The sequence below is a fragment of the Bacillus sp. MBGLi79 genome, assembly GCF_002953915.1.
The window spans coordinates 3,763,495-3,777,984 of the sequence record NZ_CP026521.1 but is presented as its reverse complement, the minus strand read 5'-3'; the positions used below and the strand labels follow the sequence as shown (position 1 = coordinate 3,777,984).

General features: G+C 44.4%; 17 protein-coding genes. 15 read left to right on the top strand and 2 right to left on the bottom strand.

The window, feature by feature from the left end:
- Positions 1-56: 56 nt before the first annotated feature.
- From metN to sufB, 10 genes are all read left to right on the top strand, one after another.
- A complete protein-coding gene (gene metN / locus C1T29_RS19295; protein WP_003242531.1) occupies positions 57-1,082 on the top strand; it encodes a methionine ABC transporter ATP-binding protein MetN in 1,026 nt (341 codons plus the stop codon).
- A complete protein-coding gene (gene metP, locus C1T29_RS19290) occupies positions 1,075-1,743 on the top strand; it encodes a methionine ABC transporter permease MetP (RefSeq protein WP_003228593.1) in 669 nt (222 codons plus the stop codon). Before metN ends, metP begins: the two co-directional genes overlap by 8 nt.
- 13 nt (positions 1,744-1,756) lie before the next feature.
- Positions 1,757-2,581, top strand: a complete 825-nt coding sequence (metQ, locus tag C1T29_RS19285; protein ID WP_014665307.1) for a methionine ABC transporter substrate-binding lipoprotein MetQ — start codon at positions 1,757-1,759, stop codon at positions 2,579-2,581.
- Between the two features lie 83 nt (positions 2,582-2,664).
- Entirely contained in the window at positions 2,665-3,042 is a 378-nt protein-coding gene (locus C1T29_RS19280; protein WP_014477920.1) for a carboxymuconolactone decarboxylase family protein, read from the top strand.
- Positions 3,043-3,235: 193 nt separating this feature from the next.
- Positions 3,236-3,373, top strand: coding sequence for a YuzK family famiily protein (locus C1T29_RS19275; protein WP_014665305.1), 138 nt, complete (start codon positions 3,236-3,238; stop codon positions 3,371-3,373).
- Between the two features lie 192 nt (positions 3,374-3,565).
- A complete protein-coding gene (gene sufC, locus C1T29_RS19270; protein ID WP_003327022.1) occupies positions 3,566-4,351 on the top strand; it encodes a Fe-S cluster assembly ATPase SufC in 786 nt (261 codons plus the stop codon).
- Between the two features lie 17 nt (positions 4,352-4,368).
- The gene (gene sufD / locus C1T29_RS19265) at positions 4,369-5,682 is read left to right on the top strand and encodes a Fe-S cluster assembly protein SufD (protein WP_014665303.1); all 1,314 of its coding nucleotides are present in this window, start codon (positions 4,369-4,371) and stop codon (positions 5,680-5,682) included.
- The gene (gene sufS, locus C1T29_RS19260) at positions 5,682-6,902 is read left to right on the top strand and encodes a cysteine desulfurase SufS (RefSeq protein WP_071580841.1); all 1,221 of its coding nucleotides are present in this window, start codon (positions 5,682-5,684) and stop codon (positions 6,900-6,902) included. The genes sufD and sufS overlap by 1 nt, the downstream gene beginning before the upstream one ends.
- A complete protein-coding gene (gene sufU, locus C1T29_RS19255) occupies positions 6,892-7,335 on the top strand; it encodes a Fe-S cluster assembly sulfur transfer protein SufU (protein ID WP_003222809.1) in 444 nt (147 codons plus the stop codon). Before sufS ends, sufU begins: the two co-directional genes overlap by 11 nt.
- 20 nt (positions 7,336-7,355) lie before the next feature.
- Positions 7,356-8,753: a Fe-S cluster assembly protein SufB gene (gene sufB, locus C1T29_RS19250; protein ID WP_003222811.1), complete on the top strand. Its 1,398-nt coding sequence runs from the start codon at positions 7,356-7,358 to the stop codon at positions 8,751-8,753.
- 87 nt (positions 8,754-8,840) lie between these two features.
- Here the strand turns inward: sufB and C1T29_RS19245 are convergent, their stop codons facing one another.
- Positions 8,841-9,113, bottom strand: a complete 273-nt coding sequence (locus tag C1T29_RS19245) for a hypothetical protein (protein WP_071580840.1) — start codon at positions 9,111-9,113, stop codon at positions 8,841-8,843.
- A complete protein-coding gene (gene sspG, locus C1T29_RS19240; RefSeq protein WP_040081894.1) occupies positions 9,113-9,259 on the bottom strand; it encodes an acid-soluble spore protein SspG in 147 nt (48 codons plus the stop codon). The genes C1T29_RS19245 and sspG overlap by 1 nt, the downstream gene beginning before the upstream one ends.
- Positions 9,260-9,417: 158 nt before the next feature.
- On the opposite strand from sspG, the gene C1T29_RS19235 reads away from it, so the two are divergent.
- The 5 genes from C1T29_RS19235 (at position 9,418) to C1T29_RS19215 (ending at position 14,490) form a co-directional block, all read left to right on the top strand.
- On the top strand, positions 9,418-10,536 hold the full coding sequence (locus C1T29_RS19235; RefSeq protein WP_103750183.1) for an NAD(P)/FAD-dependent oxidoreductase: 1,119 nt from the start codon (positions 9,418-9,420) through the stop codon (positions 10,534-10,536).
- Between the two features lie 102 nt (positions 10,537-10,638).
- Positions 10,639-11,013 carry a nucleotide excision repair endonuclease gene (locus C1T29_RS19230; RefSeq protein WP_103750182.1) on the top strand — a complete coding sequence of 125 codons (375 nt, stop codon included), beginning with the start codon at positions 10,639-10,641 and terminating at the stop codon, positions 11,011-11,013.
- Positions 11,014-11,218: 205 nt separating this feature from the next.
- Positions 11,219-12,205 (top strand): fructosamine deglycase FrlB, encoded by a 987-nt coding sequence (frlB, locus tag C1T29_RS19225; protein WP_103750181.1) that lies wholly within the window; start codon positions 11,219-11,221, stop codon positions 12,203-12,205.
- A gap of 80 nt (positions 12,206-12,285) precedes the next feature.
- A complete protein-coding gene (locus C1T29_RS19220; protein ID WP_071580839.1) occupies positions 12,286-13,554 on the top strand; it encodes an ABC transporter substrate-binding protein in 1,269 nt (422 codons plus the stop codon).
- A 57-nt stretch (positions 13,555-13,611) separates the two neighbouring features.
- Entirely contained in the window at positions 13,612-14,490 is an 879-nt protein-coding gene (locus C1T29_RS19215; protein WP_014665294.1) for a carbohydrate ABC transporter permease, read from the top strand.

Below are 14,490 nucleotides of genomic sequence, written 5' to 3'. Positions count from 1 at the left end.
CTTTTGCAGAAAAAACCGGAAGATTTCTTAGAATAGTGTTAAGGCAGGTGATTGCTTTGATCAATCTTCAGGATGTTTCAAAAGTTTACAAGTCGAAACATGGAGATGTCAATGCTGTCCAAAATGTCTCGCTTTCCATTAAAAAAGGTGAGATTTTTGGAATTATAGGATATAGCGGAGCTGGTAAGAGTTCCTTAATCCGTCTGCTGAACGGCCTTGAGAAACCAACCTCAGGAACCGTGGAAGTGGCGGGAACAAAGATTAATGAAGTAAATGGACGCGGTTTAAGAAAAGCACGCCATGAGATCAGTATGATTTTCCAGCATTTCAATTTGCTTTGGTCGCGGACTGTCAGAGATAATATCATGTTTCCTTTAGAAATTGCCGGGGTGAAAAAGAGCGAGCGGATCAAGCGCGCCAATGAACTGATTAAACTGGTAGGTTTAGAAGGAAAAGAAAAATCATATCCGTCCCAGCTGAGCGGCGGTCAGAAGCAGCGTGTCGGAATTGCCAGAGCGCTTGCAAACAATCCGAAGGTTCTCCTTTGTGACGAAGCGACATCAGCATTAGATCCGCAAACGACAGATTCAATTCTGGATCTATTGTCCGATATTAATGAAAGACTCGGTTTGACGATTGTGCTGATTACGCACGAAATGCATGTCATCCGCAAAATCTGCAACAGAGTCGCCGTCATGGAAAACGGTAAGGTGGTCGAAGAAGGCGAGGTTCTCGACGTCTTCAAAAATCCAAAGGAACAAATGACAAAACGATTTGTTCAACAGGTGACAGAGCCAGAAGAAACGAAAGAGACGCTTCAGCACCTTCTTGATGATACAGCATCAGGAAAAATGGTTCAGCTCACATTTGTCGGTGAGTCAGCTGAACAGCCTCTGATTACAGAGATGATCAGAAACTTCAATGTCAGCGTCAATATTCTGCAAGGGAAAATTTCGCAGACGAAGGATGGAGCTTACGGTTCACTGTTCATCCACATTGACGGAGACGAGGAAGAAGTGCAAAACGTGATCCGGTTCATTAATGACAAACAGGTGAAAGCAGAGGTGATCACGAATGTTTGAAAAATACTTCCCGAACGTTGATTTAACTGAATTATGGAACGCGACCTATGAAACACTTTATATGACGCTGATTTCTTTACTGTTTGCTTTTGTCATCGGGGTCATCCTCGGCTTGCTGCTCTTTCTGACGAGCAAAGGAAGCCTCTGGCAGAATAAAGCGGTCAACTCTGTGATTGCTGCCGTTGTTAACATATTCAGATCGATTCCGTTCCTTATTTTAATTATTTTACTATTAGGGTTTACGAAGTTTTTAGTCGGCACGATCTTAGGGCCAAACGCCGCATTGCCGGCGCTGGTTATCGGCTCGGCACCGTTTTACGCACGTCTTGTTGAAATCGCGCTGCGTGAGGTGGATAAAGGTGTGATTGAAGCCGCTAAATCAATGGGCGCGAAAACGTCTACGATCATTTTCAAAGTGCTGATTCCGGAATCAATGCCGGCACTTATTTCTGGCATTACGGTTACAGCCATCGCTTTGATCGGCTCAACGGCAATTGCCGGAGCCATTGGTTCAGGCGGCCTTGGAAACCTTGCGTACGTAGAAGGATATCAGTCTAATAACGCTGATGTTACCTTCGTTGCGACTGTGTTTATTTTAATCATCGTATTTATTATTCAAATCATCGGTGATTTAATAACAAATATTATAGACAAACGATAAGGGAGGATTTACATTGAAAAAGCTATTTTTAGGTGCATTACTGCTTGTATTTGCAGGAGTTATGGCTGCCTGCGGTTCGAATAACGGCGCTGAATCCGGCAAGAAAGAAATTGTCGTTGCAGCAACGAAAACACCGCATGCGGAAATTTTAAAAGAAGCTGAACCATTGCTGAAAGAAAAAGGCTATACGCTGAAAGTGAAAGTGCTTAGTGATTACAAAATGTACAATAAAGCTTTAGCTGATAAAGAAGTGGACGCGAACTACTTCCAGCACATTCCTTACCTTGAGCAAGAAATGAAAGAAAACACAGATTACAAACTTGTGAATGCCGGCGCTGTTCACTTAGAGCCATTTGGTATTTACTCTAAAACATACAAATCACTGAAAGACCTTCCAGACGGTGCGACAATCATCCTGACAAACAACGTTGCTGAACAAGGCCGTATGCTTGCAATGCTTGAAAACGCTGGATTAATCACTCTTGATTCTAAAGTGGAAACCGTTGACGCAACATTGAAAGACATTAAGAAAAACCCGAAAAACCTTGAATTCAAAAAAGTAGCGCCTGAATTAACGGCAAAAGCATATGAAAACAAAGAAGGAGACGCGGTCTTCATCAATGTAAACTATGCGATCCAAAATAAATTAAATCCTAAAAAAGATGCAATTGAAGTAGAATCAACGAAAAACAACCCATATGCTAACATCGTCGCAGTGAGAAAAGGCGAAGAAGATTCTGCAAAAATCAAAGCGCTGATGGAAGTTCTTCACTCTAAAAAGATCAAAGACTTCATCGAGAAAAAATACGACGGAGCTGTGCTTCCTGTATCTGAATAAGTCTGAAACCCCGGATGAGCAATCCGGGGTTTTTTCGCGTATTTTCCTAAAAGCTGCTCATAATAAAAAGGAATGTTAAACAGATGGAGGGATTTTCTTTGAATCAAGACAGAGGAAGCATGCAGGACGCGCTAAAACAATATAAACATGGTTTAGGCACATTTGAACAAAAGATGCCGCTGATGGGAAGGAAATTTAACGAGTTTACTGAACAGTGCTTTGCCGGGAATTCTCTGACTGAAAGAGAAAAACAGCTGATCGCCCTCGGAATCGCCATCAATGCTCAGGACGAATATTGCATGATCTATCATACAAAAGGCTGTCTTGATCAGGGAGCGACAGAAGAAAACATTCTCGAAGCCGTCAGTGTGGCAGCGGCATTTGGAGGCGGCGCGGCCTTCAGTCAAGGCGTGACAGTTGTCCAGCAGTGCATTGAGGAATTCGGAAACACCACGCATTAAGAGAAGGAATATTCCGAAAAACCATTCTCATTTGATCTGAATGGATGCTTTCGTCTCATCTGCCGCTATTTCAAGCCATATCCTTTTTGCGGCATCAAACGCAGCACTGATAAAATAGAAAGCAAATATATGAAGGGATTGATTCATTATTTGCAGCAGCCAGGACAGACTGAACCTCGATTATACGTCAGAAATGGAAAAAGCGATGCAGCTGTCACACGGAATTGGATACGAGGAATACGGACGCCGGCTGGAAACAAGAATGAAAGTAGAGCGGCAGAGAGAGCTTGATTATCAAAAAAGCAAGCGGATTTCTGCAGGAGCTTATTGAGAAAATCAATCTTTTAAAAAAGGGTGGGAATCCACTCTTTTTCTTTTTCAATCGCTTTAATAAAGTGCTGATCTTTGTTAAACTTGAGGAATGTGCGAGGCACGATAAAAAGTTGTATTTACTTTTCATTTGTTATAAAATTAGAATGAGAATAAAATGAGAATAATGATTATATATTTTGGAGGTATAGATATGGCTGCTTCAACATTAACGATCAAAGATCTTCACGTTGAAATCGAAGGGAAAGAGATCTTAAAGGGTGTAAACCTTGAAATAAAAGGTGGAGAATTCCACGCAGTAATGGGCCCGAACGGAACTGGTAAATCCACTTTATCAGCTGCTATTATGGGGCATCCTAAATATGAAGTAACAAAAGGCAGCATCACGCTTGACGGCAAAGATGTACTGGAGATGGAAGTGGACGAGCGTGCGCAGGCAGGCTTATTCCTTGCGATGCAGTACCCAAGTGAAATCAGCGGTGTGACAAATGCCGACTTCCTTCGCTCAGCAATCAACGCGCGCAGAGAAGAAGGCGATGAAATTTCTCTTATGAAATTCATCCGCAAAATGGACGAAAACATGGAGTTCCTTGAAATGGACCCTGAAATGGCTCAGCGCTATCTTAACGAAGGCTTCTCAGGCGGGGAGAAAAAACGCAACGAAATTCTTCAATTAATGATGATTGAACCGAAAATCGCCATCCTTGATGAAATCGACTCAGGTCTTGATATTGACGCTTTGAAAGTTGTATCTAAAGGGATCAACAGAATGCGCAGCGAAAACTTCGGCTGCCTGATGATCACTCACTATCAGCGCCTGTTAAACTACATCACTCCGGATGTTGTTCACGTTATGATGCAAGGCCGCGTTGTCAAATCCGGCGGTGCAGAGCTTGCACAGCGTCTTGAAGCAGAAGGTTATGACTGGATCAAACAAGAACTTGGCATTGAAGACGAAACTGTTGGCCAAGAAGCGTAAGCGTTAGGGGGATTAATATGACACTAGATACAAAACTATCCGTAGATCAGGAGTATCTCAAAAGCTTTTCCGAAAAGCATCAAGAACCTGCCTGGCTGAAAAACCTGCGCTTACAGGCTCTTGAACAAGCTGAGGATCTGCCGATGCCGAAGCCTGACAAAACTAAAATCACAAACTGGAACTTCACGAATTTCGCGAAGCATACAGTTGATAACGAACCGCTTTCTTCATTAGAAGATTTGACTGATGAAGCAAAAGCGCTGATCGACGTTGAAAACGAAGATAAAACATTATACGTACAGCGTGACCAGACGCCGGCATACCTTTCACTTTCTCAAGAATTGAAAGACAAAGGCGTTATCTTCACTGATATTCTGACTGCTGCTCGCGAGCACAGCGACTTGGTGGAGAAATACTTTATGAAGGACGGCGTGAAGGTTGATGAGCATAAGTTAACTGCACTTCACGCGGCTCTTGTTAACGGAGGAGCATTCCTTTATGTTCCGAAAAATGTTGAGGTGGAGACGCCGGTTCAGGCTGTTTATGTCCACGAAAGCAATGATACAGCTCTATTCAACCACGTGCTGATTGTGGCTGAAGACCACAGCTCTGTCACATATGTAGAAAACTATATCAGCACTGTAAACCCGAAAGACGCTGTCTTCAATATTATCAGTGAGGTCATCACAGGTGATAATGCCAGCGTGACATACGGTGCGGTGGATAATCTGTCAAGCGGTGTGACAACTTATGTGAACCGCCGCGGCGCTGCTCGCGGACGCGACAGCAAAATCGAATGGGCTCTCGGCCTGATGAACGACGGCGACACGATTTCCGAAAACACAACAAACCTTTACGGTGACGGCACATACGGCGATACGAAAACGGTTGTTGTCGGAAGAGGAGAGCAAACAGAAAACTTTACAACACAAATCATCCATTTCGGTAAAGCTTCTGAAGGCTATATCTTGAAGCACGGTGTAATGAAAGATTCTGCTTCTTCTATCTTTAACGGAATCGGCAAAATCGAACATGGCGCTTCTAAAGCGAATGCGGAGCAGGAATCACGTGTGCTGATGCTCAGCGAAAAAGCACGCGGAGACGCCAACCCTATTCTTTTAATTGACGAAGACGATGTAACTGCAGGACATGCGGCATCTGTCGGCCGTGTGGACCCTATTCAGCTTTACTACCTGATGAGCCGCGGTATTCCGAAAGAAGAAGCAGAACGCTTAGTCATTTACGGATTCCTTGCACCGGTAGTAAATGAACTTCCGATTGAAGGCGTTAAGAAACAATTGGTTTCTGTTATCGAAAGGAAAGTGAAGTAATGAATATCACAGATATTCGTGAACAGTTCCCGATCCTTCATCAGCAAGTGAACGGACATGATCTCGTTTATCTCGACAGCGCGGCGACTTCCCAGAAGCCGCGTGCTGTCATTGAAACACTGGATAAGTATTATAACCAATACAATTCCAATGTTCACCGGGGCGTCCATACACTTGGAACCAGAGCGACAGACGGTTATGAAGGAGCGCGTGAAAAAGTCCGCAAGTTTATTAACGCGAAGTCAATGGCTGAGATTATTTTCACAAAAGGCACGACCACATCACTGAATATGGTGGCGTTAAGCTATGCGCGCGCCAACCTGAAACCTGGTGATGAAGTGGTCATCACCTACATGGAGCATCATGCGAATATCATTCCGTGGCAGCAGGCTGTCAAAGCGACTGGCGCCACATTAAAATATATTCCGCTGCAGGAAGACGGAACGATTTCTTTAGAAGACGTCAGAGAAACGGTCACAAGCAACACAAAAATTGTTGCAGTGTCTCATGTATCTAACGTTCTCGGCACGATCAACCCGATTAAAGACATGGCGAAAATTGCCCATGATAATGGGGCTATTATTGTGGTGGACGGTGCACAAAGCACGCCTCACATGAAAATTGACGTGCAGGATCTCGATTGCGACTTCTTTGCGCTTTCTTCCCATAAAATGTGCGGGCCTACCGGTATTGGTGTGCTGTACGGAAAGAAAGCCCTGCTGGAAAACATGGAGCCTGCCGAATTCGGCGGTGAAATGATCGACTTTGTCGGGCTTTATGAATCAACTTGGAAAGAGCTTCCGTGGAAATTCGAAGCGGGCACGCCGATTATTGCAGGAGCAATCGGTCTCGGTGCCGCCATTGATTTTCTCGAAGAAATCGGTCTTGATGAGATTTCCCGCCATGAGCACAAGCTTGCAGCTTATGCGCTTGAACGCTTCCGCCAGCTTGACGGCGTAACGGTTTACGGGCCAAAAGAGCGTGCCGGGCTTGTTACATTTAACCTTGATGATGTTCATCCGCACGATGTGGCGACTGTGCTTGATGCGGAGGGAATCGCAGTCAGAGCCGGCCACCATTGCGCGCAGCCGCTGATGAAATGGCTGGATGTAACTGCTACTGCAAGAGCAAGCTTTTATCTGTATAATACAGAGGAAGAGATTGATAAGCTTGTGGAAGCTCTTCAAAAGACAAAGGAGTATTTTACAAATGTCTTTTAATGCAAACTTAGATACATTGTACAGACAGGTGATTATGGATCATTACAAAAACCCGCGCAATAAAGGGGTTTTAAATGACAGCATCGTCGTGGATATGAACAACCCGACATGCGGCGACCGAATCAGGCTGACAATGAAGCTTGACGGAGACATCGTGGAAGATGCGAAATTTGAAGGGGAAGGCTGTTCCATTTCAATGGCATCCGCTTCGATGATGACTCAAGCGATTAAAGGGAAAGATATTGAAACTGCCCTTTCCATGTCTAAGATTTTCTCGGATATGATGCAAGGGAAAGAGTATGATGATTCTATAGATCTCGGGGATATTGAAGCCCTTCAAGGCGTTTCAAAATTCCCTGCCCGTATCAAATGTGCAACCCTGTCATGGAAAGCACTTGAAAAAGGAGTCGCAAAAGAAGAAGGCGGCAATTAAAAGGATTGGAGTGAAAATGGATGGCTAAAAAAATGCCTGATATTGGTGAATACAAGTATGGTTTTCACGACAAGGACGTTTCCATTTTCCGTTCAGAGCGCGGATTGACAAAAGAAATCGTAGAAGAAATTTCTCGCATGAAAGAAGAGCCTCAATGGATGCTTGATTTCCGCTTGAAATCACTTGAGCATTTCTACAACATGCCGATGCCTCAATGGGGCGGAGATTTAAACTCACTGAACTTTGACGAAATTACGTACTACGTAAAACCGTCTGAGCGTTCAGAGCGTTCTTGGGATGAAGTTCCTGATGAAATTAAGCAAACATTCGACAAGCTCGGTATTCCTGAAGCTGAACAAAAATACCTTGCGGGTGTTTCTGCTCAGTACGAATCTGAGGTTGTATACCACAACATGAAAGAAGATCTTGAAGCGCAAGGCATCGTCTTTAAAGACACTGACAGTGCGCTGAAAGAGAATGAAGATATTTTCCGTGAGCACTGGGCAAAAGTAATCCCGCCGACTGATAACAAGTTTGCGGCGCTTAACTCAGCTGTTTGGTCCGGCGGATCTTTCATCTACGTGCCTAAAGGCGTGAAGGTGGAAACGCCGCTTCAAGCTTACTTCCGTATCAACTCTGAAAACATGGGCCAGTTCGAACGTACACTGATTATTGTTGACGAAGAAGCAAGCGTTCATTACGTTGAAGGCTGTACTGCGCCTGTTTACACAACAAACTCACTTCACAGTGCGGTTGTTGAGATCATCGTCAAAAAAGGCGGCTACTGCCGTTATACAACGATCCAAAACTGGGCAAACAACGTTTATAACCTTGTCACAAAGCGTACAGTCTGTGAAGAAAACGCAACAATGGAATGGATCGACGGCAACATCGGTTCTAAGCTGACAATGAAATATCCGGCTTGTATCTTAAAAGGCGAAGGCGCGCGTGGTATGACGCTTTCTATCGCTCTTGCGGGTAAAGGCCAGCATCAGGATGCAGGTGCGAAAATGATTCACCTTGCGCCAAACACATCATCCACAATCGTATCAAAATCGATTTCAAAACAGGGCGGAAAAGTAACATACCGCGGAATCGTCCACTTCGGACGCAAAGCGGAAGGCGCCCGCTCTAACATCGAGTGCGACACGCTTATTATGGATAACAAATCAACGTCAGACACAATTCCTTACAATGAAATCTTAAATGATAACATTTCATTGGAGCACGAAGCGAAAGTGTCTAAAGTATCTGAAGAGCAGCTCTTCTACTTGATGAGCCGCGGTATTTCTGAAGAAGAAGCGACAGAAATGATCGTAATGGGCTTCATCGAGCCATTCACAAAAGAGCTTCCAATGGAATACGCAGTAGAAATGAACCGTTTGATTAAGTTCGAAATGGAAGGGTCAATCGGTTAATTGTTTCACAAAAAAGGACGTGGCTGGTTTTCAGTCGCGTCCTTTTTGTATGTAGGAGAAAAACCGCTGGCCGGGGGCCGCGGTTTCTTACTCTTCGATCTCCTGATTGATGATTTGTTTTACAGATGTATTGCTGTTATGCTCCCTGTTCATCTCTCGCAATTGCGTATAAGCCGTGTCGAATTCCTCTTTTGTCATCTGCTTTGCGGCTAATGCGGAGCATAATATAGCAAAAGCAATTGGCATTGTATCAATGTGAATGTCGATATGGACCTCTGAGTTGCCGCTGTTTTTGATAGCAGATTCAGTAGTGGGTATCTCTTGTGCATGTCTGTTGATAGGAATGATATTTTCGTTCATTAGTCTTCCCCGTCTTGTGTCTGAGCCTGTGCCTGATCCTGGTCTGTGTTCACGCTGACCACGACTTTTGCATTACCGCTGTTTTGGACTTTTGCGACTGCCGCATCGCGTCTGTTTTCTTCATTTTCATGACGATTTTCGCTCATGGTATCATCCTTTCTCTATTGATAGTGACAGAATATTCGATAGGAGAGTAAAGAGATTGGACGAACTTCGCGGTTTTTCCACATTAGGGCAAAAGGTCGAAGGAAAGCATTTGATTTGGTAAAATGAATAGATATCATAATAGAAAAGGTGTTTGCATATGAAATCATACATCATCGTCGGCGCAGGAATTCTCGGCGCTTCGACGGCTTATCATCTCGCAAAATCTGGCGCTCAAGTTACTGTCATTGACCGGAAAGAGCCGGGACAAGCGACTGATGCGGCGGCGGGGATCGTCTGTCCTTGGCTCTCACAGCGCCGTAATCAGGATTGGTACCAGCTAGCTAAGGGAGGAGCTCGATACTATACGGATTTAATCCATCAATTGGAAGAGGACGGTGAAACGGATACAGGATATAAGCGTGTCGGTGCGATCAGCATTCATACTGATCCGGCGAAGCTCGATAAGATGGAGGAGCGGGCGTATAAGAGGCGGGAGGATGCGCCAGAGATCGGTGAGATTACCCGCTTATCCGCGAGTGAGACGAAAAAGCTGTTTCCGATTTTGGCTGATGGCTATGAATCGGTTCATATCAGCGGGGCCGCCCGCGTGAATGGAAGAGCGCTGTGCCGGTCGCTTTTAAGCGCTGCGGAGAAACGCGGCGCAGAGATCATCAAAGGAAATGCATCCCTGCTTTTTGAAAACAGAACAGTCACCGGCGTGCGAACAGACACACAGCGGTTTGCGGCTGACGCCGTGATTGTGACAGCGGGGGCATGGGCCAATGAGATCATGAAGCCTCTTGGCATTCATTTTCAAGTGTCCTTTCAGAAAGCGCAGATTATGCATTTTGAAATGACGGACGCGAATACAGGATCGTGGCCGGTTGTGATGCCGCCGAACGATCAGTACATTCTTTCGTTTGATAACGGCAGAATTGTAGCCGGCGCCACGCACGAAAACGATGCCGATCTTGATGATCTGCGTGTGACAGCCGGAGGACAGCATGAAGTATTGAGCAAAGCGTTAGCCGTTGCACCGGGCCTTGCTGATGCCGCTGCCATTGAAACAAGAGTGGGCTTCAGGCCGTTTACACCGGGATTTCTGCCGGTCATAGGGGCCGTGCCGAATGTTCAAGGCCTGTACATTGCTAATGGTTTGGGTGCTTCTGGCCTGACGATGGGGCCGTTCTTGGGTGCAGAGCTCGCAAAGCTAGTTCTCGGAAAGCAGACAGAATTAGACCTTAGCCCTTATGATCCGGCCGGAGCACTTGCATAATAAGTAAGAGCATGACAAACAAATAGTATAAAGCTGTTCTGGCTTTTCTTTTCTGTATGTGTTAGCATTTATCTTTAATGAAAAAGAGGACGTGAACTGATTTTGATAAAAATTGATATCCCCGCACCGAATGTCACCATCACTGAACGACAGCAGTCAGCTAATGATAACGAGCCGATGATAAAGGCGATATACGGCTTCATCGACTTTCACCAGATCCCACGGGATAAAGGCGGCATCTTTATGTTTTATAACATTCATGACGAGCTGCTGTTTGTCGGTAAAGCCAGAAAGTTAAGACAGAGAATTAAGAAGCATTTTGAAGACAATGTCTCACCGATCAAACATCACAGAGACGAAGTATATAAAATTGAAGTATGTGTAGTCGATGATCCAATGGAAAGAGACATTTACGAAACCTATATCATCAATACACAGCAATCGAAGTACAATGTGGACAAGGTATTTTTTAAATAAGAGACGTCAGTCTGCGGATTGAACAGCGAAGCCAGAGCTTAAATGAAGTTCTGGCTTTTCATTTGGGCATTTTTTCACTTATAGGTCTAGTCTACAATTATTGAGAAATTTCAGAAAATAATATTGACAATCCTGGTTGTGGACTTTAATATAACAATATATAATGTTATATAACGTTATATAATAAAAATGGGGAGTGAAGGATTTGAGTCAGGCCACAGCAAAAGTAAATCGTGAGGTTCAAGCTTTCTTGCAGGATTTGAAAGGGAAAACCATTGACCATGTATTCTTTGTCGCATGCGGAGGATCTTCGGCCATTATGTACCCGAGTAAATATGTGTTTGACAGAGAGTCAAAATCAATCAACTCCGACCTTTACAGTTCTAATGAATTTATTCAGCGCAACCCTGTTCAGCTTGGCGAAAAGTCTCTTGTTATTTTGTGCTCGCATTCGGGAAATACCCCGGAAACAGTCAAAGCTGCTGCGTTTGCGAGAGGCAAAGGCGCACTTACGATTGCGATGACGTATAAGCCGGAGTCTCCTTTAGCGCAGGAAGCGCAGTATGTTGCCCAGTACGATTGGGGTGATGAGGTGCTTGCGATCAATACGAACTATGGCGTTCTGTATCAAATCGTTTTCGGAACCCTGCAAGTTTTAGAAAACAATACGAAATTTCAACAGGCAATTGAAGGCTTAGACCAATTACAGGCTGTGTATGAAGAAGCCCTTAATCAGGAAGCTGACAACGCAAAGCAATTTGCAAAAGCTCATGAAAAAGAAAGCATTATTTATACAATGGCAAGCGGTGCAAACTACGGTGTCGCTTACTCCTACAGCATCTGCATTCTCATGGAAATGCAATGGATTCATTCCCACGCCATTCATGCCGGAGAATATTTTCACGGACCGTTTGAAATTATTGATGAATCCGTGCCGTTTATCATCCTGCTCGGTTTAGATGAAACAAGGCCTCTTGAAGAGCGGGCGCTTACCTTCTCGAAAAAGTATGGCAAAAAGCTCACTGTGCTTGATGCTGCATCTTACGACTTCACTGCAATTGACGATTCAGTTAAAGGCTACCTTGCTCCGCTCGTTCTCAACCGTGTGCTGAGAAGCTATGCAGACGAGCTGGCAGAGGCGAGAAATCATCCTTTATCTCATAGAAGATACATGTGGAAAGTTGAGTATTGATCTGAAAATGAGGAACCATTATGCATTAGACTATAATGTTATATAACATTATAGTCTAATGTCCAGAGGAGGCCAACCCTTTGAAGAAAATATTGTTGTTCTTGATCATTGCAGCTGTCAGTATGTTCACCATTGCGGGCTGTTCGAGCCAAAGCAGTTCAGCGGACGGAAAGGTGACATTGAAGTTTTTCCACAGATGGCCGAAGGAGCCGGAAAAAAGTTATTTTGAAGAAGTTGTGAAGGAATTTGAAAAAGAACACCCAGATATCGATATTCAAATTGAAGCCGTTTTAAATGACTCCTATAAAGATAAAATTAAGGTCATGCTGGGAACCACCAGCCCTCCTGACATTTACTTCTCTTGGAGCGATGAGTTTGCTTTTAAATTTATCAGAGGCAATAAAGCACTTGATCTCTCGTCCTACTACAAAAATGACACCGATTGGTCATCACAGCTCGTTCAATCGCAAATTACACCATTTACTTATGAAAACAAGCAATATGGCGTGCCGTGGCAAATGGACGCTAAATCATTCTTCTATAATAAAGACATTTTCCAAAAGCTGAAACTTGATCCCCCGAAGACGTGGGATGAATTAATCAAGGTGTCAAAAAAGCTGAAAGAGCATGGCTACACACCGATCAGCTTCGGAACAAAGGCGACTTGGACAATCTCGCACTATATCGGCACGCTTAATCAGCGGATGGTCGATGAAAAAACACGGGAAAAGGACTATAACGCCAAAACGGGTGAATTTACTGATGAAGGCTACGTAAAAGCCCTTGAAAAGCTTCAAGAGCTGACGCCTTACTTCAATAAACATGTAAACTCCGTCGACCATGAATATGTGAGACAGCAATTTAAGAGCGGAAAGTCGGCGATGATATATGCGGAAACAGCGGAAATCAAGTTGGTTGAACCGGTTAACCTCGGGATGTTCCCATTTCCTGAAATCAGCGGGCAAAAAGGATCTTCAGAAGCATTAACGGGAGCGCCGGAAGGATTCATGATTTCCTCAAGAACAAAACATCCGAAGGAAGCGATGGAGTTTTTGCAGTTCCTGACGTCGAAAAAAATGGGCGAAAAGCTCGTGGGAGATGTTGGAAAATACAGTGCGGTGCAAGGTACGGCTACTGAAGAAAATTCAACAGCCATTCAGCGTGAAGCCGTTCAGCATATTGTTGACGCCAAATCAATGGTGCCATGGTTTGATATGGATGTCGATGTTGAAGTCGCAGATGCGTACCTAACGAGCGTCCAGCAGATGCTTGGCGGCGACATGACACCGCAGCAGGTGATGAAAGCCGTTCAAAAAGCAGCAAAGCAGGCGAGGGCGTCAGCTGAATAAATCAAAGAAAAGGTGAAGCTTCGCACCTTTTCTTTTTATAAAGGAGATGAGATACCCTTGGTCAATCAAAATAAAATAATCCCCTATTTGTTTTTGGTGCCCGCTCTTGTTTTTTTACTTTTCGTTTATATCCCGATTTTTGAGAATGTCTTCCTCAGCCTGTTTCAGTGGAGTTCTTTTTCTCCGGAAAAAACGTTTATCGGCTTGAAAAACTATGTTGAATTGTTTCATGATCCTGTCTTTTATCAGGCGCTTACCAATAATGTGCTTTACGCAGTGATCTCAATTGTATGCCAGGTATTTGGCGGTTTGATTTTGGCGGCGGTGCTTGAGGATAAGCTGGTCAGAAAATGGTCGCCGTTTTTTCGTACCGTTTTCTTTTTGCCGGTTGTCATCTCCATGACGGTGATCGCGCTTTTGTTTGATTTTATTTACAATCCGGAGACAGGGCTTTTGAATCAGCTGCTTCAGGCCATCGGTCTTGATCAGCTGACGAGGGCCTGGCTCGGGGATGACAGCACAGCTATGCTTTCTGTCATTTTTGTGTCCCAGTGGCAATCTGTCGGTTATATTGCGATGCTGTACATCGTGTCGATCCAAAAAATACCGGATGAACTGTATGAAGCGGCCCGGCTTGACGGCGCGGGTAAAATTCAGCAGTTTTTTCATATTACTATTCCACAAACGAAAGAGATGTCTTTTGTGGCGGTGGTCATGACGCTGACTGGGGCCTTTACGGTATTTAATGAGCCGTACATATTGACAGGCGGCGGGCCGGGAAACGCGTCAGAAGTCCTGAGCACATTTTTATATAAAAGTGCCTTTACAAAGGATATGATGGGCTACGCCTCAGCGATTGCCACTGTCGTGTTAATCATTACACTCGCATTGTCGCTCATGCAAATGAAGTTCTTTAAAACCGGAAAGGAGGAGTAA